This is a genomic window from Klebsiella sp. KPN54798 (assembly GCF_021184225.1).
GTDB classification, from domain to species: domain Bacteria; phylum Pseudomonadota; class Gammaproteobacteria; order Enterobacterales; family Enterobacteriaceae; genus Klebsiella; species Klebsiella pneumoniae.
On sequence record NZ_CP089234.1, the window covers coordinates 2509394 to 2535863 of the forward strand.

General features: G+C 60.6%; 22 protein-coding genes and 3 pseudogenes. 16 read left to right on the top strand and 9 right to left on the bottom strand.

Annotated features, from left to right (window positions below; all coding sequences use genetic code 11):
• The first annotated feature begins 9 nt into the window (after positions 1-9).
• From LPQ25_RS12090 to pptA, 5 genes are all read left to right on the top strand, one after another.
• The gene (locus LPQ25_RS12090) at positions 10-936 is read left to right on the top strand and encodes an amino acid ABC transporter permease (protein WP_014907517.1); all 927 of its coding nucleotides are present in this window, start codon (positions 10-12) and stop codon (positions 934-936) included.
• Positions 920-1699: an amino acid ABC transporter ATP-binding protein gene (locus tag LPQ25_RS12095; RefSeq protein ID WP_002906697.1), complete on the top strand. Its 780-nt coding sequence runs from the start codon at positions 920-922 to the stop codon at positions 1697-1699. Before LPQ25_RS12090 ends, LPQ25_RS12095 begins: the two co-directional genes overlap by 17 nt.
• 38 nt (positions 1700-1737) lie before the next feature.
• Entirely contained in the window at positions 1738-2589 is an 852-nt protein-coding gene (locus LPQ25_RS12100; protein WP_074424893.1) for a transporter substrate-binding domain-containing protein, read from the top strand.
• 77 nt (positions 2590-2666) lie between these two features.
• Complete coding sequence (locus LPQ25_RS12105; RefSeq protein WP_004175955.1) at positions 2667-3284, top strand: glutathione S-transferase family protein; 618 nt, start codon at positions 2667-2669, stop codon at positions 3282-3284.
• Positions 3285-3354: 70 nt separating this feature from the next.
• Entirely contained in the window at positions 3355-3582 is a 228-nt protein-coding gene (gene pptA, locus LPQ25_RS12110) for a tautomerase PptA (protein WP_004175957.1), read from the top strand.
• A gap of 39 nt (positions 3583-3621) precedes the next feature.
• Here pptA and LPQ25_RS12115 read toward each other — a convergent pair.
• Both LPQ25_RS12115 and LPQ25_RS27405 read right to left on the bottom strand, forming a co-directional pair.
• A pseudogene (locus LPQ25_RS12115) lies at positions 3622-3696 on the bottom strand (hypothetical protein); the annotation flags it as partial.
• A gap of 9 nt (positions 3697-3705) precedes the next feature.
• Positions 3706-4287: a flavin reductase family protein gene (locus LPQ25_RS27405; RefSeq protein WP_004151228.1), complete on the bottom strand. Its 582-nt coding sequence runs from the start codon at positions 4285-4287 to the stop codon at positions 3706-3708.
• Between the two features lie 211 nt (positions 4288-4498).
• Between LPQ25_RS27405 and LPQ25_RS12125 the strand changes: the two genes are divergently transcribed.
• From LPQ25_RS12125 to nhoA, 4 genes are all read left to right on the top strand, one after another.
• The gene (locus LPQ25_RS12125; RefSeq protein ID WP_004189827.1) at positions 4499-5203 is read left to right on the top strand and encodes an ABC transporter ATP-binding protein; all 705 of its coding nucleotides are present in this window, start codon (positions 4499-4501) and stop codon (positions 5201-5203) included.
• On the top strand, positions 5200-6168 hold the full coding sequence (locus tag LPQ25_RS12130; protein WP_004898533.1) for an ABC transporter substrate-binding protein: 969 nt from the start codon (positions 5200-5202) through the stop codon (positions 6166-6168). The genes LPQ25_RS12125 and LPQ25_RS12130 overlap by 4 nt, the downstream gene beginning before the upstream one ends.
• Positions 6169-6225: 57 nt before the next feature.
• Positions 6226-7881 (top strand): ABC transporter permease, encoded by a 1656-nt coding sequence (locus LPQ25_RS12135; protein ID WP_014907520.1) that lies wholly within the window; start codon positions 6226-6228, stop codon positions 7879-7881.
• Between the two features lie 76 nt (positions 7882-7957).
• Positions 7958-8803: an N-hydroxyarylamine O-acetyltransferase gene (gene nhoA, locus LPQ25_RS12140; protein ID WP_004175970.1), complete on the top strand. Its 846-nt coding sequence runs from the start codon at positions 7958-7960 to the stop codon at positions 8801-8803.
• A 669-nt stretch (positions 8804-9472) separates the two neighbouring features.
• Here the strand turns inward: nhoA and narI are convergent.
• The 6 genes from narI to LPQ25_RS12170 all read right to left on the bottom strand — a co-directional run bounded on the left by narI (position 9473) and on the right by LPQ25_RS12170 (position 18373).
• Complete coding sequence (narI, locus tag LPQ25_RS12145; protein WP_004180107.1) at positions 9473-10153, bottom strand: respiratory nitrate reductase subunit gamma; 681 nt, start codon at positions 10151-10153, stop codon at positions 9473-9475.
• On the bottom strand, positions 10150-10845 hold the full coding sequence (gene narW / locus LPQ25_RS12150) for a nitrate reductase molybdenum cofactor assembly chaperone (protein WP_004180106.1): 696 nt from the start codon (positions 10843-10845) through the stop codon (positions 10150-10152). The genes narI and narW overlap by 4 nt, the downstream gene beginning before the upstream one ends.
• Positions 10845-12389, bottom strand: coding sequence for a nitrate reductase subunit beta (gene narH / locus LPQ25_RS12155; protein WP_004148517.1), 1545 nt, complete (start codon positions 12387-12389; stop codon positions 10845-10847). The genes narW and narH overlap by 1 nt, the downstream gene beginning before the upstream one ends.
• Complete coding sequence (locus LPQ25_RS12160; protein ID WP_014907521.1) at positions 12386-16126, bottom strand: nitrate reductase subunit alpha; 3741 nt, start codon at positions 16124-16126, stop codon at positions 12386-12388. The genes narH and LPQ25_RS12160 overlap by 4 nt, the downstream gene beginning before the upstream one ends.
• Before the next feature lie 114 nt (positions 16127-16240).
• Positions 16241-17623, bottom strand: coding sequence for a NarK family nitrate/nitrite MFS transporter (locus LPQ25_RS12165; protein WP_014907522.1), 1383 nt, complete (start codon positions 17621-17623; stop codon positions 16241-16243).
• 174 nt (positions 17624-17797) lie between these two features.
• A complete protein-coding gene (locus LPQ25_RS12170) occupies positions 17798-18373 on the bottom strand; it encodes a TetR family transcriptional regulator (RefSeq protein WP_015874848.1) in 576 nt (191 codons plus the stop codon).
• Positions 18374-18496: 123 nt separating this feature from the next.
• Between LPQ25_RS12170 and kmrA the strand changes: the two genes are divergently transcribed.
• The gene (kmrA, locus tag LPQ25_RS12175; protein WP_004175980.1) at positions 18497-19996 is read left to right on the top strand and encodes an efflux MFS transporter KmrA; all 1500 of its coding nucleotides are present in this window, start codon (positions 18497-18499) and stop codon (positions 19994-19996) included.
• Here the strand turns inward: kmrA and LPQ25_RS12180 are convergent.
• Positions 19991-20879: pseudogene (locus tag LPQ25_RS12180) on the bottom strand (IclR family transcriptional regulator domain-containing protein). The gene kmrA and the pseudogene LPQ25_RS12180 overlap by 6 nt on opposite strands.
• 115 nt (positions 20880-20994) lie before the next feature.
• On the opposite strand from LPQ25_RS12180, the gene LPQ25_RS12185 reads away from it, so the two are divergent.
• The 6 genes and pseudogenes from LPQ25_RS12185 to benC all read left to right on the top strand — a co-directional run bounded on the left by LPQ25_RS12185 (position 20995) and on the right by benC (position 26464).
• Positions 20995-22158, top strand: a complete 1164-nt coding sequence (locus tag LPQ25_RS12185) for a muconate cycloisomerase family protein (protein WP_072158546.1) — start codon at positions 20995-20997, stop codon at positions 22156-22158.
• A 19-nt stretch (positions 22159-22177) separates the two neighbouring features.
• Positions 22178-22468 carry a muconolactone Delta-isomerase gene (catC, locus tag LPQ25_RS12190; protein ID WP_014907525.1) on the top strand — a complete coding sequence of 97 codons (291 nt, stop codon included), beginning with the start codon at positions 22178-22180 and terminating at the stop codon, positions 22466-22468.
• 66 nt (positions 22469-22534) lie between these two features.
• Complete coding sequence (gene catA / locus LPQ25_RS12195) at positions 22535-23461, top strand: catechol 1,2-dioxygenase (RefSeq protein WP_014907526.1); 927 nt, start codon at positions 22535-22537, stop codon at positions 23459-23461.
• A 109-nt stretch (positions 23462-23570) separates the two neighbouring features.
• A pseudogene (locus LPQ25_RS12200) lies at positions 23571-24953 on the top strand (Rieske 2Fe-2S domain-containing protein).
• Positions 24953-25438 carry a benzoate 1,2-dioxygenase small subunit gene (benB, locus tag LPQ25_RS12205; RefSeq protein WP_014907528.1) on the top strand — a complete coding sequence of 162 codons (486 nt, stop codon included), beginning with the start codon at positions 24953-24955 and terminating at the stop codon, positions 25436-25438. The pseudogene LPQ25_RS12200 and the gene benB overlap by 1 nt, the downstream one beginning before the upstream one ends.
• A gap of 9 nt (positions 25439-25447) precedes the next feature.
• Positions 25448-26464 (top strand): benzoate 1,2-dioxygenase electron transfer component BenC, encoded by a 1017-nt coding sequence (benC, locus tag LPQ25_RS12210; protein ID WP_014907529.1) that lies wholly within the window; start codon positions 25448-25450, stop codon positions 26462-26464.
• Positions 26465-26470 lie beyond the last annotated feature (6 nt).

A 26470-nucleotide genomic window follows, 5' to 3' on the forward strand; every position in this document is an offset into this window, starting at 1 on the left:
GGAGGCATTATGCATTCATCTGAAACGATCAAAGTGGTGCCGGCGCGCTATCCGCTGCGGGTGGTCGGGGCTCTGGTCGCCCTGCTGGTGCTGGCGGTGGTGATCCAGTCGGTGGCCTTTCACCCGCGCTGGGAGTGGGGCGTCTTCGCCCGCTGGTTCTTCGACCCGGTGATCCTCGAGGGGCTGGGGCAAACCCTGCTCCTGACCCTGCTCGGCACGGTGCTAAGCGTGATCTTCGGCGGCCTGCTGGCGCTGGCCCGTTTGTCCTCATCGTGGCTGCTCAGCAGTCTCGCCTGGGGCTATATCTGGCTGTTTCGCTCGCTGCCGCTGATTGTGGTGCTGATCATTCTCTATAACTTTTCCTATCTCTACGACACCCTGTCGCTGGGGATCCCGTTTACCGGCGTGACCTGGGCCAGCTATCAGACCATTAACGTGCTGGGGCAATTCTCCACGGCGGTGGTGGGCCTGACCCTGGTGCAGAGCGCCTATACCGCGGAGATTATTCGCGGCGGCTTTCTCGGCGTTGACCACGGGCAGTATGAAGCCGCCGCCGCGCTGGGGCTACCCGCCTGGCGGCGCACGCTGCGCATTATTCTGCCGCAGGCGCTGCGCACCATCCTGCCCTCCGGCTTCAACGAGATCATCAGTCTGGCCAAGGGAACGGCGATGGTGTACGTCCTGGCGATGCCGGAACTGTTCTACACCATCCAGATGATCTACAACCGTACCCAGGAGGTGATCCCGCTGTTGATGGTCGGCGCCGCCTGGTATCTGGCGATCACCAGCGTCCTCTCCGCCATTCAGTATCTGGTGGAACGGGGCCTGGCGCGCAGCGAGCGCCGCTCGGCGGTAAACAGCGCCCGCAGCAGCCGTCTGAATCAACCCGCACGTCAACCACAGCCGCAGGAGGCCGTTCATGCCCAGCTCTCATAATGGCCATATCTCTATCACCGGGGTCAGCAAATACTATGGCCGCCACAAGGCGCTGGACGATGTGTCGCTGGAGATCCCCCCGGGCACGGTGACGGTGATCCTCGGCCCTTCCGGCTCGGGCAAGTCCACGCTGCTGCGCACCATAAATCACCTCGAACGGGTCGATGAGGGATTTATTCAGATTGATGGCGACTATATCGGTTATCGCCGCAAAGGCGACAAGCTGTATGAGATGAAAGAAAAGGAAATTCTTCGCCAGCGGATCAACGTCGGCTACGTGTTCCAGAACTTTAACCTGTTTCCGCACCTGACGGTGCTGGAGAACCTGATAGAGGCGCCGATCGCCCACCAGCAGGTCACGCGCAAAGAGGCCATTGCCCGCGCCTATGAACTGCTGGACGTCGTCGGACTGCGCAATAAAGCCGACGCCTGGTCCCGGCATCTCTCCGGCGGCCAGCAGCAGCGTATCGCCATTGCCCGGGCGCTGGCGCTGAACCCGCGGGTGATCCTGTTTGATGAGCCCACTTCGGCGCTGGATCCCGAGCTGGTGGGCGAGGTGCTGGATGTGATCAAAAAGCTGGCGCGATCGGGCACCACCCTGGTGGTGGTCACCCATGAGATTGGCTTTGCCCGCGAGGTGGCCGACCAGGTGGTGTTTATGGTCGACGGCAGGATCGTCGAGCAGGGTAGCAGCGACGAGGTGCTCAATCATCCGCAGCATCCGCGTACCCGGCAGTTTTTATCCAGGGTGCTGCCGTCATGAACAGAGCGCTAATGACCCTTGTTCTCAGCGCTTTTGCCATGGACGCTGCCGCGGCGCTGGATCTGCGCGCCAATGAGCAGCCATTGCCGGTCACCCGCGACCCGCAGGCGATAGCGAAAATTCCGCCGGGCTATCGCTTCGTCGAGCCGGGGACGCTAACGGTGGCGATCTCGGCGCTCAATTCGCCGCCGCTGGCCCTGCTGGCCAGCGACAACCGCACGCGGATCGGCAGCGACCCGGATATAGCCCGCCTGCTGGCCGGAAGCCTTGGCCTGAAGCTCAGGCTGGTGCCCACCGCGTGGGAGGACTGGCCGCTGGGCATCGCCTCCGGCCGCTACGATGTGGCGCTGATCAATATCGCGGTGACCGAGAAGCGCAAAGAGAAGTTCGATTTTGCGACTTACCGGGTGGACTCCCTGGCCTTCTCGGTGAAATCCACCAGCGATATCGCCGCGGTAAACGGACCCGCCGACCTTGCCGGGCGCAAAGTGATCGTCGGGTCCGGCACCAATCAGGAGCGGATCCTGCTGGGCTGGAACGAGGACAACCGCGCCGCCGGACGGCCGCAGGCCCAGCCGGTCTACCTGACCGATGATGCCTCCGGCAACCTCTATATCCAGTCCGGGCGGGCGGATATCTTTTTCGGCCCGCAGTCGGTGGCAGCCTATAAAGCGGCGCTTAACGGCCAGACCCGGGTGGTGGGCCTGGGGCCGAAAAAAGCGTGGGTGGCGACAACCACCAAAAAAGGCAATGGCCTGGTCTTTGCCCTGCAGGCAGCCCTCGACGGGGCGATTGCCCGCGGTGAATATCAGCAGGTGCTGGCGCGTTGGGGGGAGCAGGGCGAAGCGGTGGCGCAGTCGGTGGTCAACCCGCCGGGGATAACCTACTAACCCCCTGTGGCATGGTGTGCCGGGTGGGTGAGCGGCAAATTTCTGCCTACACTTAGGCTTTACCCTGGAGGCAGACCATGATAACCGTTTATGGCGTGCCGGGATGGGGCTCGACGATTAGCGAGCTGATGCTCTCCCTGGCCGATATTCCCTACGAGGTGGTTGACGTGGAGGGCTTTGACCAGCCCGGTCCGGCGCGCGAGCGTCTGCGGCAGATTAATCCGCTGTGCCAGGTGCCCACCCTGAGGCTGGCCGACGGGAGCATCATGACCGAAACCGCCGCCATCGCGCTGATGATCCTCGACCAGCGTCCCGATCTGGCCCCCGCGCCGGGGACGCCACAGCGTCCGCAGTTTCAGCGCCTGCTGGTCTGGCTGGTGGCCAATGTCTATCCTACCTTTACCTATGCCGATTACCCGGAACGCTGGGCGCCCGCCGCCGCGGAGCAGCTGGTGGAGAATTGTCGCCAGTACCGGAAAAATCTCTATCTCTGGTTCGAACAGCAGCTGGCCGCCGGGCCGTGGGCGCTGGGCGCGTCGGTAACGTTGCTGGATTGCTATATCGCGGCGATGTACCGCTGGGGACCCCGCCAGGCGTGGTTTGACGACCACGCGCCAAAATTCGCCGCCATCGCCCGGGCGGTCTGTCAGCGACCGGAGCTGGCCGCGGCGCTACGCCGTAACAAGCTGATTTAACGCACGCGATGCCAACCAGAACGGCCATTCTGTGGTAGCGTTATGGCTCTCATCACAAGGAGTCTTTGCTATGCCGCATGTTGATATTAAATGTTTTCCCCGTGAACTGACTGATGAACAAAAAACCGCGCTGGCCGCCGACATCACTGAGGTGCTGATCCGCCATCTGAACAGCAAAGAGAGCGCCGTCAGCGTCGCACTCACTCAGGTTGAGCCGGACGCGTGGCAGGCGGTGTGGGACAGTGAGATCGCCCCGCAGATGGCGCAGTTGATTAAGCAGCCGGGTTATAGCATGTAGTTGCCACTGGCGGGCATGATGCCCGCCAGTGACACTCGGTCAGAACCAAATCTCCGTCTGCACGCCGAAGTTCCATGTCCCACCGGCGGTAAAGCCTTTGCTGCCGAAATCGTCGAGAACGGTTTATTCGTCGAGGGAGTTTGCCCGCACATGACGGCCGCTGGCGACAAAATTGCCGGTGCCCAGATGATGCAGGGTATTGAGCTTATCGTCGTCGAATTGCCAGCGTCCGGTGACGAACGCGCGCTCATCGGCGGCGGCAGAGACCACCTCCCCGAACAGGGTATCGTACTGGGTCTGGGCCGCCGTCGCCGGCAGCAACCGGCACTCCATCCATGCCAGGCATTTCTCCTCGATCAGCGGCAGCCCCAGCTCCGGACCGGTTACTACCGGGATCCCCCAGGCATTGAATTTGTCCTCATCGCGGCCGCTGACGCTGCCGACGGCGTAGGTCCAGCTGGCGGCTGCGACGCCGGGAACCACAATGCCGAAGGTGCCATTGCGCTCGATGATCTCCCGCGTCCAGGTGCTTTTATCCACCACGATAGCCACCCGCGGCGGGGCGAATTCCACCGGCATTGACCAGGCGGCGGCCATAACGTTGCGCCGGTCGGACGGGGCATCGTAGCTGGTGATCAAAATGGTTGGGCCGTGGTTGAGCAGGCGGCTGGCGTACTGCAGTTCAACGTGGCGAAAGCGGCTCATAGGCGTTCCTTGAATAATGGGTCGGTTGGCAGGTAACACGTTAAGCCGCAATGAAAATGTAATCAATACGTCATCTCGTCTGACTATAGTCGCCAGCACTAAGTCCCAAAGAGGATCACAATATGTTGGCTCCCCTGATGCTATCCCAGGTGAGCGTGCCCCGTCGGATGTCGACCGCCGGGCTGGTCTCGCTGTCCCGAAAGGGAGGGCGATGATGCGCACGCTGACCCCTATCACCCTGCAGGAGGTCTCTTTCGCCTTCGCAGAGACCCCCATTCTTGACCGCTTCACGTTGCATATCGAACCCGGCCGCATCGTGGCGCTACTGGGCCCTTCCGGCTGCGGCAAAAGCACGCTGCTGCGTCTGCTGGCCGGGCTGAGCGTGCCGGCCAGCGGCGAAATCCGCTTTGGCGACAGGCTGGTCGCCCGCGCAGGATGGGGATTGCCCCCGGAGCAGCGCGATATCGGCATGGTTTTTCAGGATTATGCCCTCTGGCCGCATATGAGCGTGGCGCAGAACGTCGCCTTTCCGCTGCGCATGCGCGGCGTCTCCCGCAGCGAACGCGAGCGCCGGGTCAGCGAGGCGCTGGCGCGGGTAGGCCTCAATGGCTTTGCCGAACGTAAGCCTTCAGGCCTCTCCGGCGGTCAGCAGCAGCGGGTGGCGCTGGCGCGGGCGATCGTCGCCGCGCCGCGGGTGCTGCTGTTTGATGAACCGCTCTCCAACCTGGACAGCGAACTACGCGAATCGCTGTGTGGCGAAATGAGCCGCCTGCTGCGACAGCTCGGCATCACCGCCCTGTATGTCACCCATGACCGACGTGAAGCCGAGCTGTTAGCCGACCAGATTGTTTATTTATCCGCGGGCCGCGTGGCCGCTGTCCGCGCCGTTACGCCAACCTCAGGGGAAGTTGCATGAACACCGTTATGACCGTTAAGAAAGGAGTGGTACTCGCGATGGCTCTCTCCGCCATGATGCTCTCCAGCGCCCATGCGCTGACCGTTTACACCGCCGGACCCGGCTCGCTGGCGAAAAGCCTGGCCAGCGGTTTTGAACAACAGACCGGGGTGAAGGTGACGGTTTTCCAGGCCACCACCGGCAAAGTGATGGCCCGACTGGAGGCCGAGCAGGCCAACCCGCAGGCGGATGTGCTGATCTCCGCCTCGTGGGATACCGCCGAAGATCTGCACCAGCGGGGCTGGTTGCTGCCTTTTGCGAGCGCCAATGCCGACCAGGTACCGGCGAACCTGAAATCGGCGGACTATATCGCCCAGGGCGTCTCCGCCCTGGGTATTGTCTGGAACAGTAAAAGCGGCACCCCGGAACCGAAAGAGTGGCGGGATCTCACCCAGCCGGCGTTTAAAGACAAGGTGACAACCCCCGACCCGGCGCTCTCCGGCGCGTCGCTGGATTTGCTGATCGGGCTGCAAAACAGCATGGGCGGCCAGGCCTGGCAACTGTTTGACGATCTGAAAAAGAACGGCATGGTAGTCAGCGGACCCAACGCCCAGGCGGTGACGCCGGTGATGCAGGGAGCGAAAGCGGCGGTGTTTGGCGCGGTGGATTATGTCTCCTACGGCAATATTCAGCAGGGCGAGTCGCTGAAGGTGATCTTCCCGGCCAGCGGAACGGTGATTGCCCCGCGCCCGATGATGATCCTCAAAACCAGCCAGCATCCCGGCGAGGCCAAAGCCTTTATCGATTACGTGCTGTCGCCGGAAGGTCAGGCGAAGGTCGCCGACGCCTGGCTGATGCCCGCCCGCCGCGACGTGGCGGCTAAACGTCCGCTACTGGACGCGCTGAAGGTGCTGCCCACCACCAGCGAGGGCAGCAGCGAGCGGGGCGCCGTGCTCGCCCGCTTCAGTCAGCTGTACGCGCAGTAATTGATCCCGTTTCTCCGGCGCTGGCCGCCGGAGGACCCTCAGCTTCAGGAACCGGTTGTGAAACAAACATTCCTTTCCGGCGCGACCCTTGCCGCCCTGGTGATGCTGGTCGCGTTACCGTTAGTGTTTATTCTGCTGCAGGCGATTTTTCCCCGTTTTAGCGCCGGTTCGCTCGGGGACGCCTTTGGCGGCATCCCGGCGCTGCTGGCCGATCCTCAGCTGCCGGCGATGCTCGGCGGTACGCTGTGGATCGCCGCCGGCGTGGCGCTGGTCAGCGTAATGATTGGCCTGCCGCTCGGCATCCTGCGCGGTATGTTTTCGCTGCCGCTGCCCCGGCTGTGGGATCTCCTGTTTTTGATCCCCTTTCTGACGCCGCCCTATATCTCGGCGCTCTCCTGGATGCTGGCCCTGCAAAGCCAGGGCTATCTGCAGCAGCTGACCGGCTGGCAGCTGAACGATCTGCTGTTCAGCCGCAGCGGGATCGTGCTGGTGATGGCCTTTAACATATTTCCGGTGGTCTACTTTGCCGTCTCCCGCAGCCTGCTGGCGAGCGGGACCCGGCTGGCGGTGGTCGCCCGCGTCCATGGCGCCAGCGCCTGGCGCGCCTTCTGGCACGTGACGCTACCGATGCTCTCTCCGGCGCTGGCGGCGGGGATGCTGCTGGCGTTTACCCTCGCCATCGAGGAGTTTGGCGTACCGGCGGCGCTGGGCAGCCGGGCGGGAGTGGTGATGCTGACGGTCGGTATTGAGAAAAAGCTGGCCGACTGGCCGGTGGATCTCCCTGGCGCCGCGCTATTGTCGCTGCTGCTGATGGCGGTGGCGTTGTTCGCCTGGTGGCTGCAAAGGCGGCTGGTGGGGGAGAAAGAGGTCACCAGCGTCACCGGTAAGCCGGGGGAGAACCACGGGGCATCGCTGGGCTGGATGATGCTGCCCGCCGTGCTGGCGATGGCGGCCGTCGGCGGCCTGGCGGTCGGCGTCCCCGCCGTCTCGATGATGCTCACCAGCGTGATGGGCACGCTCTCCGGTGGCGTGAGTGTTGAGAATGTCACACTGCGTCATTTCGCGGCGCTGTTTGACCAGCAGGGAGATGCCCTGTCGGCCCTCGGCACCAGCCTGTCGCTGGCCCTGGGTTCGGCGCTAATCGTCGGCGCGCTGGGCCTGCTGGCCGCCTGGTTGGTGATGGTGCAGAAGATTAAAGGGCGCGGGATGGTGGACGCGCTGTCGCTGATGCCGGCGGCGCTGCCGGGCGTGGTGGTGGGGGTCGGTTTGATTCTGCTGTGGAATCAGCCCTTCTGGCCGCGCTCGCCCTATAACACGCTGTGGATGCTGCTGCTCTCCTATTGCTGCCTGCTGTTGCCCTGGCCGGTGCGCTATGTCGGCAGCGCGCTGCGCCAGCTGGGCCCGAACCTTGAGCCCGCCGCCAGGGTGCACGGGGCGTCGCCACTGCAGGCGCTGCGGTTGATTGTCCTGCCGCTGGTCTTTCCGGCGCTGCTGGCGGCGATGCTGATGGTGTTCGCGGTGGCCTCCCGGGAGCTGGTGACCTCGCTGCTGCTCTCTCCGGCCGGTACGCAAACCGTGGCGGTGTTTATCTGGCGCCAGTTCGAACAGGGTTCCGTCGGTCAGGGCATGGCGATGGCCAGCCTGACGTTGTTGACCGGTCTGGTCCTGATGCTGACGGCGCTGGCGCTGATGCAGCGCCGCACGCGCGGTTAACGCTAAGCGCACAAAAAAGACGGTCGGCGCGGAAAAATAGGCTATAAATGTCGGACACCTACAGCTGGAGGCCCTGATGAGTCCCTTTTTACGCGCCTATTTTTCCCGTCTGAGCTGGACGGGTGAGCCTGATGTTTCCATTGATACCCTGCGGGAACTGCATCTGCAGCATAACAGCGCCATCCCCTTTGAAAACCTCGACGTCCTGCTGCCGCGTGAAATCCACCTTGACGATGGGGCGCTGGAAGAGAAGCTGATCGCCGCCCGCCGCGGGGGGTATTGTTTTGAACAGAATGGCCTGCTGGAGCGCGCGCTGCGCGAGATAGGCTTTAACGTCCGCAGCCTGCTGGGCCGCGTGGTGCTGGCCAACCCGCCGCAGATGCCGCCGCGTACTCACCGTCTATTGCTGGTGGAAGTGGCGGGGGAGCGCTGGATCGCCGACGTCGGCTTCGGCGGCCAGACGCTGACCGCGCCGATCAAACTGCTGGCCGATATCCCACAGCAAACGCCGCACGGCAGCTATCGTCTGGTGCATGAAGGGGATGAGTGGACGCTGCAGTTCAACCATCACGAACACTGGCAGTCGATGTACCATTTCGATTTAGGCCGCCAGTATGCGTCTGATTATGTGATGGGCAACTTCTGGTCGGCGCACTGGCCACAGTCCCACTTCCGTCACCATCTGCTGATGTGCCGTCATCTGCCGGACGGTGGCAAAATGACCCTCACCAACTTCCACTTTACCCACTGGGAGAATAACCATGTGGTGGAGAAGATCGATTTTGCCGATGTCTCCGCGCTATATGAAGGGCTGCAGACCCGCTTCGGCCTGGGGGTGGACGATCCTAAACATGGCTTCAGCGAAGCGGCGCTGGCGGCGGTGATGGCGGCGTTCGATACCCATCCGGAAGCCGGGAAGTAAATCTCCCCATGCCCGGCGGCGCTGCGCTTGCGCGGGCCTGCGAGGTATGAGCCTGTGAGAGGACCCTGTAGGCCGGGCAAGGCGACAGCCGCCACCCGGCGAAATTACAGGTACCGTGCCTGATATCTTACCCGGCGGCGCTGCGCTTGCGCGGGCCTGCGAGGTATGAGCCTGTGAGAGGACCCTGTAGGCCGGGCAAGGCGTAGCCGCCACCCGGCGAAATTACAGGAATAGTGCCTGATATCTTGCCCGGCGGGCGCTGCGCTTGCGCGGGCCTACGGGTATGAGCCTGTCAGAGGACCCTGTAGGCCGGGCAAGGCGTAGCCGCCACTCGGCGAAATTACAGGAACCGTGCCTGATATCTTGCCCGGCGGGCGCTGCGCTTGCGCGGGCCTACGGGTATGAGCCTGTGAGAGGACCCTGTAGACCGGGTAAGGCGACAGCCGCCACCCGGCGAAATTACAGGTACCGTGTCTGATATCTTGCCCGGCGGCGCTGCGCTTGCGCGGGCCTGCGAGGTTTGAGCCTGTGAGAGGACCCTGTAGGCCGGGTAAGGCGACAGCCGCCACCCGGCATAAAGCCTGGAGCCAGGTACGATAAATACCCGAACTTGGCGCGAAGGCCTCGTCCGGGCTACCGGTAAGGATGAATGGTAAACGCCGCCAGCGCTCAGCGCCGGGAGCGTACCACCTGGTAACGCCGGGTGAAATATTCCACCGGCGCGCTCCAGACGTGAACCAGGCGGGTGAAGGGGAAGATCAGAAAGATGGTCATTCCGAGCACCAGGTGGACGCGGTAAATCCATGCGACACCGTCCAGATGCGCCGAGGCGCCGCCGTGGAAGGTGACCACCGCCTGCGCCCAGTCCACCAGCTTGAGCATTTCGCTGCCGTCCGGATGCTGGGCGGAGAAGGGGATGGTCGTCAGCCCCAGCGCGCACTGAATCAGCAGAATGCACAGGATCAAAATATCCGCGGTCGTGGAGGTGGCGCGAATTCGCGGGTTGGTCAGGCGGCGCATCAGCAGGCCGATACCGCCTACCAGGGTCAGCACGCCGCATACGCCGCCAAGGATCATGGCCATCAGCTGCTTCTGGGACATCGGCAGGAACCACGAGTAGACCCAGTGTGGGGTCAGCATGCCAAAGAGATGGCCAAAGAAGATGCCGAGAATGCCGATATGAAATAAGTTCGACCATAGCACCATCCCGCGCTTATCCAGCATCTGGCTGGATGAGGCGCGCCAGGTATACTGCCCGTAATCGTAGCGCAGCCAGCTGCCCACCAGAAAGACGGTGCCGCACAGGTAAGGGTAGATATCGTAAAAGAAGACGTTCAGATACTGGATCATTTCGGGCCTCCGGCGCGGATGTCAACGTACTGCGGCGCCACATCCTGACTAAAGCGTCGTTGATAAGCTTGCATCGACGAGCTATCGCAAGCGGTCGCATTATCTTCGATAAACTTCACCTGCTCTTCTTCCCACACGGCGTCCAGCGCCTGACGGGTATCGTCGCGCTTTTCTCCCGCCACCTGTTTTGTGACACTGTCACTGGTGAGCGGGCTTTTAGCCAGCGCCAGCAAGGCGTCAAACAGCTGGTAGTACGGGCAGGCTCGCTGCTTGAGACGGCCGCCGATCAGCGCCAGAATCGGCGCGATATTCTGCAGCCCCTCCCGAGCCTCCGCGGGAGGTAGAATACTGAGATACTCCAGATACAGCGGCAGATGGTCGGGCAGCTCGCGACAATCGATCTGCAGACCCGCCTGCTGATACTGATTCATCAGGTCGACCATCGCCTGGCCGCGGTCGCGGGATTCGGCATGCACATGTTCAAATAGCAGCAGCGAGGTGGCGCGCCCGCGCTCGAACACCTCGCACCATTCGGCCTGGCGATCCAACAGCGGAGCCGTCAGCAGCTCACTGACAAACGGCGTCAGGGAAGGGACATCGGCCCTGACCAGCGCCAGGGCGTCGTCGCGGTTCTCCCACAGTAACTCGTCGGGGTACTCCAGCAGCAGACCGATCACTTTCAGGATCCGCATCACTCGCCCTCCCCATGCTTACGCACGCCGCTGACGTCGATGGCGTCGATCCGCCGGCTGTTAAACAGGTTGAATTTCGTATCTGACCCGTGGCAGCCATCGCCGAAGGTAAAGCCGCAGCCGTTACGTTCCGGAAAGGCATCCTCCGCCAGTTCGCGATGGCTGGTGGGGATCACGAAGCGGTCTTCGTAGTTGGCGATCGCCAGATAGCGATACATCTCTTCGACCTGCTCAACGCTGAGGCCCACCTCTTCAATGGCCCGGGTATCGGTGACGCCCTCGACGGTTTGCGAGCGCTTGTAGTGGCGCATCGCCATCATCCGTTTCAGCGCGCGCAAGACCGGTCCGGTATCGCCGGCGCTCAGCAGATTCGCCAGGTATTGCACCGGGATGCGCAGACTCTCAACCGCCGGCAGGATGTTGCCGTTGCTCGGTAAGCCGCCGGCGTCGGCAACCGACTGGATCGGCGACAGGGGCGGCACGTACCAGACCATCGGCAGGGTGCGATACTCCGGATGCAGCGGCAGAGCCAGCTTCCAGTCCATCGCCAGCTTATAGACCGGAGACTTCTGCGCCGCCTCAATGACGTTGTGCGGGATCCCTTGCTTTAGCGCTTCCTCGATGACCGCCGGATCGTTTGGATTAAGGAACACCTCGCACTGGCGCTCATAGAGGTCAGTTTCATGTTCGGTACTGGCCGCCTCTTCAATGCGGTCGGCGTCATACAGCAGTACGCCAAGATAGCGGATGCGCCCGACGCAGGTTTCTGAGCAGACCGTTGGCTGCCCGGACTCAATGCGCGGATAGCAGAAGATGCATTTTTCCGACTTACCGCTCTTCCAGTTAAAGTAGATTTTTTTGTACGGGCAGCCGCTGATGCACATCCGCCAGCCGCGGCATTTATCCTGATCGATCAGTACGATGCCATCTTCCTCACGCTTGTAGATGGCGCCGCTCGGGCAGGTGGCCACGCAGCTCGGGTTGAGGCAGTGCTCGCACAGGCGCGGGAGATACATCATGAAGGTATTTTCGAACTGGCCGTACATCTCTTTTTGCATGGCTTCGAAGTTACGGTCGCGGGCGCGTTTCTCGAATTCGCCGCCGAGCAGCTCCTCCCAGTTCGGGCCCCAGTTAATCTTATCCATACGCTCGCCGCTGATCAGCGAGCGCGGGCGGGCGGTCGGCAGATATTTGCCCTCCGGCGCGTTGTGCAGGTGCTGGTAGTCATAGGTAAAGGGTTCGTAGTAATCGTCGATCGCCGGCAGCACCGGGTTGGCGAAAATCTTCGATAATACGCTGACCCGATTGCCGAGGCGGGGCGTCAGCTTACCGCTAATGCCGCGGATCCAGCCGCCTTGCCACTGATCCTGGTCCTCCCAGTTTTTGGGGTAGCCAATGCCCGGTTTGGTCTCCACGTTATTGAACCACGCGTACTCCATGCCTTCGCGGCTGCTCCAGACGTTTTTACAGGTGACCGAGCAGGTGTGACAGCCGATGCATTTGTCCAGATTCAGCACCATTCCAACCTGAGAACGGATTTTCATTTTTTCGCCTCCTGTACCTGATCGCGACCTTCGTCATCCAGCCAGGCAATCTTCTTCATTTTGCGGATCATGATGAACTCGTCGCGGTTCGATCCGACGGTGCCGTAGTAGTTAAAGCCATAGGCCAGCTGGGCGTAGCCGCCAATCATGTGCGTTGGCTTCGGACAGACGCGGGTTACCGAGTTATGAATGCCGCCGCGACGACCGGTCACTTCCGAACCCGGGATATTCATAATCCGTTCCTGAGCGTGGTACATCATGGTCATCCCCGGCGGCACCCGCTGGCTCACCACCGCCCGCGTGGTGAGAGCCCCGTTGGCGTTGAACGCTTCAATCCAGTCGTTATCTTCAATGCCCAGCTCTTTCGCGTCGGTTTCGCTAAGCCAGACGATCGGCCCGCCGCGCGACAGCGTCAGCATCAGCAGGTTTTCGCTATAGGTTGAGTGGATCCCCCACTTCTGGTGCGGCGTCAGGAAATTCAGCGCTTTTTCCGGAAAGCCGTTTGGCGGCACGGCCTTCATCTGGCTGACGCTGCGGGTATCAATGGGCGGGCGATAGGCTACCAGGCTTTCGCCGAAGGCGCGCATCCACGGATGGTCCTGATACAACTGCTGGCGGCCGGAGAGGGTGCGCCATGGGATCAGCTCATGCACGTTGGTATAACCGGCATTGTAGGAGACGTGCTCGCTTTCCAGTCCCGACCACGTCGGGCTGGAGATAATTTTGCGCGGCTGCGCCTGAATATCGCGAAAGCGGATCTTCTCATCCTCTTTATTGAGCGCCAGATGGGTATGATCGCGGCCGGTAAACTCTCCCAGCGCCTGCCAGGCTTTCACCGCCACCTGGCCGTTGGTTTCCGGCGCGAGGCTGAGAATAACTTCAGAGGCGTCAATGGCGCTGTCGATCCGCGGCCGGCCTTTGGCCGGACCGTCGGGCTTGACGTAGTTAAGCTTGCCGAGGAAATCGACTTCGCTTTGCGTATTCCACGAAATGCCTTTTCCGCCGTTGCCAAGCTTATCGAGCAGCGGGCCGAGAGAGGTGAAGCGTTCCCAGGTGGCAGGATAGTCGCGTTCCACCAGGGCAATCGACGGTGCGGTTTTCCCGGGGATCAGATCGCATTCGCCCTTGCGCCAGTCAAGCACCTCGAACGGCTGCGACAGTTCGCCGGGGGAATCATGCTGCAGCGGGACCAGCACCACATCGGTCTCTTTGCCAAGATGGCCGACGCAGACCTGCGAGAAGGATTTAGCGATATCCTTGTAGATCTCCCAGTCGCTTTTCGCCTCCCAGGCCGGGTCGACGGCGGCGGAGAGCGGGTGGATAAACGGGTGCATGTCCGAGGTGTTCATATCGTCTTTTTCATACCAGGTGGCGGTCGGCAGGACAATATCGGAGAAGAGACAGGTACTGGACATGCGGAAATCCAGCGTCACCAGCAGGTCGAGTTTGCCCTCAATCGCCGCGGTCTGCCACTCGACTTCCTCAGGTTTTACCTCATCGCTGGCGCCCAGTTCATCACCCTGAATACCGCTGTCGGTCCCGAGCAGGTATTTCAACATGTACTCATGCCCCTTACCGGACGATCCCAGCAGGTTTGAGCGCCAGATAAACAGGTTGCGCGGATGGTTTTTGCCGCTATCCGGCTGCTCGGCGGCAAAGCGAATATCGCCTGATTTTAACGACTGGACGGTGAACTCCGCGGGGGAGAGCCCGGCGGCCTCGGCCTGCTGCTTAATGGTCAGCGGGTTGACGTTGAGCTGGGGCGCAGAGGGTAACCAGCCCATCCGTTCCGCACGGACGTTGAAGTCGATAAGGCTGCCGCTAAATTTGCTGGCGTCGGCCAGCGGCGACAGCAGCTCCTGCGCGGTCAGTTTTTCGTAGCGCCACTGGCTGGCGTGGTTGTAGAAATAAGAGGTACTGTTCATCTGCCGCGGCGGACGACTCCAGTCCAGGGCGAACGCCAGCGGCAGCCAGCCGGTCTGCGGGCGCAGTTTCTCCTGACCGACATAGTGCGACCAGCCGCCGCCGCTCTGGCCGACGCAGCCGCAGAATACCAGCAGATTAATCATCCCGCGGTAGTTCATATCCATGTGGTACCAGTGGTTCACCCCGGCGCCGAGGATAATCATTGAGCGGCCGTGGGTCTTATGCGCCGTATCGGCAAACTCGCGGGCGATTTGTTCGATATGTTGACGCGGTACGCCGGTGATCTGCTCCGCCCATGCCGGGGTATAGGCTTTGACCTCGGCGAAATCCTTCGCCGCATTGACATCGTCAAGCCCGCGATCCAGACCGTAGTTGGCCAGAATCAGGTCATAGACGCTGACCACCAGGCCGCTTTCGCCACTGGCCAGCGTCAGCTGTTTAGCCGGTAGCGGGTGAAGGGTCACCGGTGACTGCGCTACGCTGCGAAAATGCGGGTTTTCGTTGCCGCCAAAGTAGGGGAAGCCCACCGACACCACGCTGTCGCGAATATCCAGCAGCGACAGCTTAAGCTCGACATCTTTGCCGTCTGCCCGTTGTTCGAGATTCCATTTGCCTTTTTCGCCCCAGCGAAAGCCGATGGAGCCGTTCGGCGCCACCAGTTCGCCGTCGCTGTTATAAGCCACGGTTTTCCATTCCGGGTTATTACTTTCTCCGAGACCGTCAAGCAGGTCGGAAGCACGCAGCATACGGCCCGGCGTATAGCTGCCGTCGTCGCGCGGCTCGAGTATCACCAGCATCGGCATGTCGGTGTAGGTCCGGCAGTAGTTGAGAAAGTAATCGCTCGGGTTATCGAGGTGGAAGGCTTTGAGGATCACATGGCCCATGGCCATCGCCAGCGCGCTGTCGGTGCCTTGCTTCGGCGCCAGCCACTGGTCGCAGAGCTTAGCGACTTCCGAATAGTCCGGCGTGATGGCGATAGTTTTGGTGCCCTTGTAGCGCACTTCGGTAAAGAAGTGGGCGTCCGGGGTTCGGGTCTGCGGCACGTTGGAGCCCCAGGCAATAATGTAGCTGGAGTTGTACCAGTCGGCGGATTCCGGCACGTCGGTCTGTTCGCCCCAGGTCATCGGCGAGGCGGGGGGCAGATCGCAGTACCAGTCATAAAAGCTCAGGCAGGTGCCGCCAATCAACGATAAATAGCGAGTGCCCGCGGCGTAGGAGACCATCGACATCGCCGGGATCGGCGAGAAGCCGGCGACGCGGTCCGGGCCATAATGTTTGATGGTCCAGACGTTGGCGGCGGCGATGAGCTGGTTCAGCTCTTTCCAGCTGGAGCGGACAAAACCGCCTTTGCCGCGCGCCGCTTTATAGCTGCGGGTTTTTGCCGGATCCTGCATGATGCTATCCCATGCCAGCACCGGGTCGGGATGCTGCGCCAGGGCTTCGCGCCACAGCTCAATTAGTCGTTTACGCGCCAGCGGGTACTTCAGGCGGTTGGCGCTGTAGAGATACCAGGAGTAGCTGGCGCCGCGCGGGCAGCCGCGCGGTTCGTGATTTGGCAGATCCGGCCGGGTGCGCGGATAATCGGTCTGCTGGGTTTCCCAGGTAACGAGGCCGTTTTTGACGTAAATTTTCCAGCTGCAGGAGCCGGTGCAGTTCACACCGTGCGTGGAGCGGACAATTTTGTCGAACTGCCAGCGTTGACGGTAGCTATCTTCCCAGTCACGGTTGTTGTTGTAGACCTGGCCGTGGCCGTTGGCAAAGGTCTCGCCCTTCTGCTTAAAGTAGCGAAAGCGATCCAGAAGTTTACTCATGACATTTCTCCTGCTCCGATGATGTCCGGCATCGTGCCACCCGGCCGGATGAGCGAACGAACTCGTAAGGCCGGATAAGGCGTAAGCCGCTATCCGGCAGATAAATCGTTATGGTTAAGCGGATTTACGGCGGCCGTAGACCAGCCAGGTCACCAGCACGCAAACCACATAGAAGACAAAAAAGACTTTCATCGCGCCAACCGGTGAGCCGGTCATCGCCAGCGAGGTGCCGAAGGCTTTCGGAATAAAGAAGCCGCCGATGGCGCCGATCGCCGAGATAAAGCCCAGCGCGGCAGCGGTATCGGTCACCGCCTCGTGCTGCGCTTCTTCATCGCTGCCGCCGCGCTGTTTTACGCTGTCGATGGTGAGCTGGCGGAAGATGACGGCGATCATCTGGAAGGTGGAGCCGCTTCCCAGACCGGCGGTTAAAAAGAGCCCCATAAACACCACGTAGAAAGCGAGAAAGCTGCCGGAGCCGCTGCCTGGCAGTGTCAGAAACAGCAGGCCGGTAAACAGCGCCATCAGGACGAAGTTAACCAGCGTCACCCGCACGCCGCCGAGACGGTCGGAGATGATCCCGCCGAACGAGCGCGCCAGCGCGCCGATGAACGGTCCAAAGAAGGCGAGCTTGAGGATATCGACCGCAGGAAACTGGGTTTTCGCCAGCATGGCAAAGCCGGCGGAAAAGCCGATGAACGAGCCAAACGTCGCCAGATAGAGCAGGCTTAACAGCCACATATGCGGTCGCTTGAGCACGGGAAGCTGATCGCGAATCGAGGCCTTTGAACCGGCGATATCGTTCATGCCGAACCATGCCGCGACGGTGGCGAGCAGCAGCAGCGGTACCCAGACGAGCGCCGCATTACTCAGGGTGATTGTCGAACCATCGGGCTGGGTGACGCCATGGACGCCGAGAAAGGTGAAGAGCGGCAGGAAGATGACCGCCGGGGCGACCATCTGCATCACGCTTACGCCCAGATTGCCAAGGCCGCCGTTGACTCCCAGCGCGCTGCCCTGTTTCGCTTTGGGGAAAAAGAAACTGATATTTCCCATGCTGGAAGCAAAATTCGCTCCGGCAAAACCGCACAGCAGCGCAATAATAATAAATACCCAGAACGGAGTAGTAATATTCTGGATTGCCACCCCTAACCAAATACAAGGCACGATCAGGATAACGGTACTTAATACGGTCCAGTAGCGCCCCCCAAAAAGGGGTACCATAAAGGAGTAGGGGACCCGTAATATCGCGCCGGAAAGTGAAGGCAGGGCGGTTAATAAAAAAAGCTGGTCGGTGGTGAAATGAAAACCGACCTTATTGAGATTCACCGCTACGGCGCTGAATAACATCCATACGCAGAAAGCAAGTAGCAGACAGGTCACTGATATCCATAGATTTCTTCGCGCAATGGCTTTGCCTTTATTTTCCCAGAACGCCTTGTTTTCAGGCCGCCAGTTGTTCAAAAGGTAATGATTATCTTTATCATTCTGCACCGACATATTGCCCTCTACTTGCCCGGAAAGGAGTAAATAAATAAGGTCAACAGCTGAATACAAGGGGATAGTGAATAACGCTTAATTTGCGTTATCTATGAAGCGTAGATAAAAAAAACGTGCTGACAGAGAGCACGTGGTAAGCGTAGCGGAATTAATTGTTACTAAATGTAAATATACCTAAAACAACTCCAGCGTAATCATCTTATTTACATAGCGGCTAAACGCCGCCTCATCCAGGGCCTGCGCGTCCAGCGCATAAATCCCGTCGAGGCCGCACACCAGGGCGATAAAGCGCCAGGCGATATCCGCCGCAGGCTCAGCCGACCGAAATTCGCCGCTGGCGAGGCCCTGCTCGATGATGGCGACGGTCTCGGCATGCCACATATTCATGGTCAGCAGGTAGGCCGCTTTGATGTCCGGATCGCTGTCGGCCAGCACCTGGCCTTCGCGCCACAGGCGGATATAGGGTTCCAGTCGGCCATCCTCGCTGCCGATCATCGAGAACAAGCGCTCGCGCCAGCTGGCGTCCTCAGCCACCAGCGGCATGTCGAGCATCTCGCGGATCAGGCGGATGAAAACCTGCGCTTTCAGCTCGCCGATGGAGGTGAAGTGGTGGTGCAGCTGCCCGGCGGCCACCTGGGCTTCGCGGGCGATCTGCCGCACGGTCATGGCGGCAAAGCCGCCGCGTAGCGCCAGGCGCATGGCGGCCTGCATAATCCCTTCCCGTCGCGCATCACGTTGTAAATAGTACATAGAACCCCACTGTCATCTGGCTTTGGCCGAGTGTAACAAAAAGTTGGACATGTGTTCAACAATCCGGCAGGATCGCCATCCTGGACGTGTGTCCAATATTCAATATTGATTGAGGTACAAGCTATGTCACGGCAATGGATGACGCTGATGGCGATTTTGCTGGTTTATATTCCGGTGGCGATTGACGCTACGGTGTTGCATGTGGCCGCGCCGACCCTCAGCGTGGCGCTGGGTAGCAGCGGCAATGAGCTGTTGTGGATCATTGATATCTACTCATTAGTGATGGCCGGCATGGTGCTGCCGATGGGCGCCCTTGGCGATAAGATCGGCTTTAAGCGCCTGCTGCTGCTCGGCAGCGCCATTTTTGGCATCGCCTCGCTGTGCGCCGCGCTGTCGCCGACGGCCATGACGCTGATTGCCTCACGCGCTTTGCTGGCGGTGGGGGCGGCGATGATCGTCCCGGCGACGCTGGCCGGGATCCGCAGCACCTTTGCCGAGGCCAGCCAGCGCAATATGGCGCTGGGGCTGTGGGCAGCGGTCGGCTCCGGCGGCGCAGCCTTCGGCCCGCTGGTGGGCGGTATCCTGCTGGAGCATTTCTACTGGGGGTCGGTGTTCCTGATCAATGTGCCGATCGTGCTGGTGGTTATCGCGATTAACGCGAAAGTGGTGCCGCGCCAGCCCGCGCGCCGCGAACAGCCGCTCAATCTACTGCAGGCGCTCGTTTTGATTGCCGCGATCCTGATGCTGGTGTTTAGCGCGAAATCGGCGCTGAAGGGCCAGCTGGCGCTGTGGCTCACCGCGCTGGTGGCGCTCGGCGGGGCGGCGATGTTAACCTGGTTTATCCGCAAGCAGCTGTCGGCGGCCCGCCCGATGGTGGATATGCGCCTGTTCACCCATCGCATTATCTTAAGCGGGGTGATGATGGCGATGACGGCCCTGATTACCCTGGTCGGTTTTGAGCTACTGATGGCCCAGGAGCTGCAGTTTGTGCACCAGAAAACGCCGTTCGAGGCGGGGATATTTATGCTGCCGGTAATGGTGGCCAGCGGCTTCAGCGGCCCGATTGCCGGCCTGCTGGTGTCGCGGCTTGGGCTGCGCGAGGTGGCGACCGGCGGGATGCTGCTCAGCGCCTTCAGCTTTCTCGGCCTGGCGTTGACCGATTTCAGTACCCAGCAGTGGCTGGCATGGGGGCTGATGACGCTGCTGGGCTTTAGCGTGGCCAGCGCGCTGCTGGCCTCCAGTTCCGCGATTATGGCGGCAGCGCCGAAGGAGAAAGCGGCGGCCGCCGGGGCGATTGAAACCATGGCCTATGAGCTGGGCGCCGGTCTCGGCATAGCGCTGTTCGGCCTCATCCTGACCCGCAGCTACAGCGCCTCTATTGCGCTGCCGTCTGGCCTGAGTGGCGCCATGGCGCAGCAGGCGGCGTCATCGATTGGCGAGGCGGTGAGTCTGTCCCAGGCGCTGCCCGCCGGGGTGGCGCAGGCGCTGATGGCGGCGGCGAAGACGGCTTTTATTCAGGCTCATAGCCTGGTGCTGGCGACGGCGGGTGTATTGCTTCTGCTGCTGGCCGCTGGGATCTGGCGCAGCCTCGCCACCGTGGCGAAACCGCAGTCGGCGCTATAGCTGCAGCGACAGATCCATCGCCGCGCGCCGTAGCGGGGCGAGAGCCTTCTCTTTTAACGCCGCGGCGCTGACCGTCGCGGCAGGTACCCCGACATTCAGGGCGGCCACCACCTGACCGTGACGCGACAGCACGGGTACCGCCAGCGAGCACAAGCCTACCTCGATCTGCCGGTCGGCGAGGGCATAGCCCTGCATGCGCACCCGGGCGATCTCTGCACGTAAACCGGACAAATCGCACAGGGTATGCGGAGTGTAGCGAATAAGCGTAACTCGTGACAACGTCACTTCCAGCTGTTCCTCCGGCAGCGCGCTCAGCAACACCCGCCCCATCGACGTGGCCCACGCCGGCAGGCGGCTGCCGCGCCCCAGATCGATGCTCAGTAAATTATTGACCGCCGCGCGGGCAATATAGAGCACGTTATCCCCGTCGAGCGTCGCCGCCGAACAGGATTCGCCGAGCGCTTTGCCAAGATTATCCAGCGCCGTCTGCGCCACCTTGGCCAGCGGCGTGCCTGCCAGATAGGCGTGGCCGACGGCCAGTACCCGGGGAGCAGTTCATAGCTACGGCCATCCGGACTGTGCACCATGCCCAGCGCGGCGAGGGTATACAAACAGCGGCGTACCGCCGCGCGCGAGATTTGCGTTTTCTGGCTGAGCTGGGAAATGGTCAGCCGCTGGCGCTGGGGGTGAAGGCGTTAAGGACCTCCAGCCCGCGGGCCAGAGATAGCATAAAGTTAGGGTCGTGCTCGGCCTGCCTGGCGCTCAGCGTATTGGGGATATTGTCGCTCATCGCATCCTTCTCCGTTGCAGCGTAAAGCTCACGGCAGATCACTATACCTTGCGCAAAATGGGGCGCGCTGAATTGTGCCGGTTTTACCACCACGATCACATTAATAACCGTCTTTTAACAAACGCGTCGATAATCGCACAACATTTCGATTATCGCCGTTGACCATCCGCCAGGCTGAACCCTATTGTCAATGGCACAGACCCCCGTTATGGATGTGGGTACAAAAAGTTATATATCTCATCAGGAACAGAAAATGACTGCCACCGTAGAGCAAATCGAGAGCTGGATTGTGGATGTCCCGACCATCCGGCCGCATAAATTGTCGATGACCACCATGGGCTGCCAGTCGCTGGTGATCGTGCGCCTTACCCGTTCCGACGGCATCTGCGGCATCGGCGAAGCCACCACCATCGGCGGCTTGAGCTATGGCGTTGAGAGCCCCGAGGCCATCTCGTCGGCGATCACCCATTATCTGACGCCGCTGTTGAAAGGGCAGCCGGCCGATAACCTGAATGCGCTGACCGCCCGCATGAACGGCGCCATTAAAGGCAACACCTTTGCGAAGTCCGCCATCGAAACCGCGCTGCTCGACGCTCAGGGCAAAGCCTTAGGTCTGCCGATATCAGCCCTGCTCGGCGGCGCGCTGCAAACGGCGTTGCCGGTGCTGTGGACCTTAGCCAGCGGCGATACCGCGAAAGATATCGCTGAAGGAGAAAAACTGTTGGCCGAAGGCCGCCACCGGGCGTTCAAACTGAAGATCGGCGCGCGTGAACTCGCCACCGACCTGCGTCATACCCGCGCCATCGTTGAAGCGTTAGGCGACCGCGCCAGCATCCGTGTCGACGTCAACCAGGCCTGGGACGCCGCCACCGGCGCGAAAGGCTGCCGCGAACTGGCGGCAATGGGCGTCGATCTTATCGAACAGCCGGTCAGCGCCCACGATAATGCCGCCCTGGTGCGGTTAAGCCAGCAAATTGAAACCGCGATCCTCGCGGATGAAGCGGTCGCGACCGCTTACGATGGTTATCAGCTGGCGCAGCAGGGCTTTACCGGCGCTTACGCGCTGAAAATCGCCAAAGCCGGGGGGCCGAACAGCGTGCTGGCGCTGGCCCGCGTCGCGCAGGCGGCAGGGATTGGCCTGTACGGCGGCACCATGCTGGAAGGCACCGTAGGGACCGTGGCTTCTCTGCACGCCTGGTCGACGCTGCCGCTGCAGTGGGGTACCGAGATGTTCGGCCCGCTGTTGCTGAAAGACGATATTGTCAGCGTGCCGCTCACCTTTGCCGACGGTCAGGTGGCGCTGCCGCAAACGCCGGGACTTGGCGTCGAGCTGGATGAAGACAAACTGCATTTTTATACCCGCCAGCCGTAGCGGGGAACAGGAGAAAAAAATGTTATTTAAAGTGGAGATGATCGTCAATATTCCGCCTGGCTTTCCCGCCAACGAGGCGGAGGAAATAAAACAACGCGAAAAAGCCTATTCGCAACAATTACAGCGGGAAGGCAAATGGCGACATATCTGGCGCGTTGCCGGCCTTTATGCCAACGTCAGTATTTTCGATGTTCAAGATGCCGAAGAATTGCATCAAATATTAATGGGATTGCCGCTATATCCCTTCATGGCGATAAAAGTGGAAGCCCTCTGTCGTCATCCGTCATCAATTCGCGATGACGATCGCTAATAATAATATCTGACCTCACGCCGGTATTACCGGCGTATACCCTGCAAAATATAAGAGAGAACCAGTATGAGTAATGTATTCGTACAACAACCAGCTATTCAGAAATTATTACGCGACAGTGCCGGATTAGATGTTGCCGGCGGCGATGAACGTTTTAAGGCGATTATTCATCGTCTGCTGGAAAATATCTGCACGCTCATCGACGACTATAACGTTACGGAAGAAGAGTTCTGGCACGCGGTAAACTATTTGCACGAGCTGGGCGGGCGTCAGGAGGCGGCGCTGCTGGCGGCAGGTCTGGGACTGGAGCATTTCCTCGATCTGCGCCAGGACGCCATCGACGCGGCAGCGCATCGGGAAACCGGCACCCCGCGCACCATCGAAGGGCCGCTGTACGTGGCTAATGCGCCGCTGGCCGAGGGTCACGCCCGCATGGATGATGGCGCCGACGCCGGAGAAGTGATGTGGCTGCACGGTGAAGTCAAAGACACCGAAGGTCGGCCAGTGGCCAACGCTATTGTTGATATCTGGCACGCCAACACCCTCGGAAATTATTCCTTCTTCGACCCAGGCCAGAGTGAGTACAACCTGCGCCGGCGGATCCGCACCGGCGCCGATGGCCGCTACAGCGTGCGCAGCATCATGCCCTCCGGCTACGGCTGCCCGCCGGATGGCCCAACCCAGAAACTGCTGGACAGACTGGGTCGCCACGGCAACCGTCCGGCGCACATTCACTTTTTCGTCTCCGCGCCGGGTCATAAACATCTGACCAGCCAGATTAACCTCAATGGCGATAAATACCTGTGGGACGATTTTGCCTTTGCCACCCGCGACGGCCTGATTGCCGATCCGGTAAAAGTGACCGACCGCGAGATCATCGCGCAGCGCAATCTTGAGGGAGAGCACACCGAGGTTTGTTTTGATTTCACCCTGTGTAAAGCGCTGAGCGCCGACGAAGAGCAGCGCAGGATCCGCGTGCGCGCCAAAGAGTAAGCGGCATTATCGGCCCCGGGCACGCTACTGCCCGGGCCAGATATTGCACTCGAAAACGAAGAATTCACCCTGTTTCTTTCATCCTGAATCCTGCAGGAGGGACCGACTCATGCAAAAAACGCTCTCGACGCTCAAAGACAAAATCAATAATGCCTTAGTTGTCGACCGTGAAAATCATATTTACCGTTGCCACCGCTCTATATTTACCGACCAGCAGTTATTTGATTTTGAAATGAAACATATCTTCGAAGGAAATTGGGTTTTTCTTGCCCATGAAAGCCAGATTGCCGAGCCGGGAGATTATTATACCCTGACGCTGGGACGGCAGCCGGTTATTATTACTCGCGATAAAAAGAATTAGCTGCACGCGCTAATTAACAGCTGCGCTCACCGCGGCGCCATGTTATGTCGACGCAAAACCGGAAATAAAAATTCGTTTACCTGTCCGTTTCACGGCTGGACCTTCAGCAATAATGGCAAATTATTAAAGGCCAAAGATGAGAGCACTGGCGGCTATCCGCCGAGCTTTAAACAAGACGGCTCCCACGACCTGCAAAAATTGCCGCGTTTTCAGTCTTACCGCGGTTTCTTATTCGGTAGCCTCAAGGCCGACGTGCAGCCGCTGGAGGCCTATCTCGGGGAAACCTGCAAGATTATCGACCTGATCGTCGACCAGGCGCCGGAGGGGCTCGAGGTACTTAAGGGTTCGTCGAGCTATGTATATGAGGGCAACTGGAAACTGGGCGCGGAAAACGGCGCCGATGGCTATCACGTCAGCGTGGTGCACTGGAACTACGCTTCAACCATGTCACGCCGCAACTATGAAGCGGAAGGGACGCACGCGGTGGATGCCAACGGTTGGTCAAAAAGCCTCGGCGGCGGCTATGGATTTGATAACGGCCATATGCTGTTGTGGACCCGGGCGCTCAACCCGGAAGTGCGCCCGGTCTATGCCCACCGCGAACGGCTGCAGGCGGAATTTGGCGAACGCCGTGCCGACCAGATGGTCAACGAAACCCGCAACCTGTGCCTGTACCCCAATGTCTACCTGATGGATCAGTTCTCGACGCAAATCCGCGTAATCCGCCCCATTGCGGTGGATAAAACCGAAGTCACCATCTGGTGCTATGCGCCGAAAGGGGAATCCGACCAGGCCAGAGCGCTGCGAATCCGCCAGTACGAGGATTTCTTTAACGTCAGTGGGATGGGGACGCCGGACGACCTCGAAGAGTTCAGCGCCTGTCAGCGCGGCTATCTCGGCGAAAATCTGCCATGGAGCGACCTCAGCCGTGGCGCGCTGCGCTGGGTCGATGGCGCGGATGAGCATGCGCAACATGCCGGCTTTTCGCCGCGGTTAAGCGGGGTGAAATCGGAGGACGAAGCGCTGTACATCGCCCATCACCACCACTGGCAGACGCTGATGCTGGCGGCCATTGAACAGGAACAACAGCGTTACGACCAGTCCATTACCCAGCGCGTGGAGGTGGCCTGATGCTTAACCTCGAACAGGTTCGCCAGTTTCTCTACTACGAAGCCCGTCTGCTGGACGATCGTCAGTGGGACGAATGGCTCAGCTGCTACAGCCCGCAGGTGGTCTACTGGATGCCGGCGTGGGGCGACGATGACCAGCTGACCCGCGACCCGCAAAAAGAGATTTCGCTTATCTACTACCCCAACCGCGAAGGGCTGGAGGATCGCGTCTACCGCATTAAAACCGAGCGCTCCGGGGCCAGCACGCCAGAGCCGCGGACCACCCATATCATCAGCAACGTTGAGCTGCTGGGCGAAAGCGACGAGGGTCTGGAGGTGCGCTACAACTGGGTCACCTGGAGCCATCGCTATCAGCACACGGATGCCTATTTTGGCTCTACCTGCTGCACGCTAATCGAACAGGACGGCAGACCGCAGATCGTCCGCAAAACCGTGCGCCTGAATAACGATTATATCCGTCAGGTGATTGACGTTTACCACATTTAAGAGGCGCTTATGACCTTCAATATTGCTCTTAATTTTGAGGACGGCGTAACCCGTTTTATTCAGTGCAATGCCGGAGAGAAAGTCCTGGATGCCGCCTATCGCCAGAAGGTGAATCTGCCGATGGACTGCTCGGACGGCGTTTGCGGTACCTGCAAATGCCACTGCGCCAGCGGTGAGTACGACCTGGGTGAAGATTATCTCGACGAGGCGTTAAGCGACGACGAAGCGCAGGCCCGCCAGGTGCTGACCTGCCAGATGGTGCCCACCAGCGACTGCGTGATCGATGTGCCGGTGGCCGCTGCCCAGTGCAAAACGGCCCTGGCGACGCTCGGGGCGCAGGTGCGGCAAGTGAATTTACTGTCCGATACCGCCATCGAACTGGTGGTCGCCCTCGATGAGCCGCTGGCCTTCCTGCCGGGGCAGTACGTCAACATTCAGGTGCCGGGCACGCCTCATGTCCGCGCCTACTCATTCAGCTCGCTGCCGGGTTCTCTCGAAGGGCGTTTTCTGATCCGTAACGTGCCTGGCGGGATGATGAGCCAGTGGTTAACCCAGCGGGCGCGGCCCGGCGATCGTCTTACCCTCAGCGGCCCGATGGGCAGCTTCTATCTGCGCCACGGCGAACGTCCGCTGCTGATGCTGGCGGGCGGTACCGGCCTGGCGCCGCTGCTCTCCATGCTCCATACCCTGCAGACACAGGGCAGCCAGCGTCCGGTGATGCTGCTGTACGGTGTTACTCGTGACTGCGATCTGGTGAAAACCGACGCGCTGGATACCTTTACTCAACAGTTGACGGGGTATCGTTGGCTACCGGTGGTGGCTGATGAAAACAGCACTTGCCCGCAGCGCGGCTTTGTCACCGACCATCTCGACGACGCGATGCTGAACAACGGCGACGTGGACATCTATCTCTGCGGCCCGCCGCCGATGGTTAGCGCGGTTGCTATGGCGTTGCGCGACCGCGGGATCACCCCGGCGGGGTTCTGGTATGAGAAATTTATCGCCAGCCAGAGCGCGGCGGCATAAGGAGAC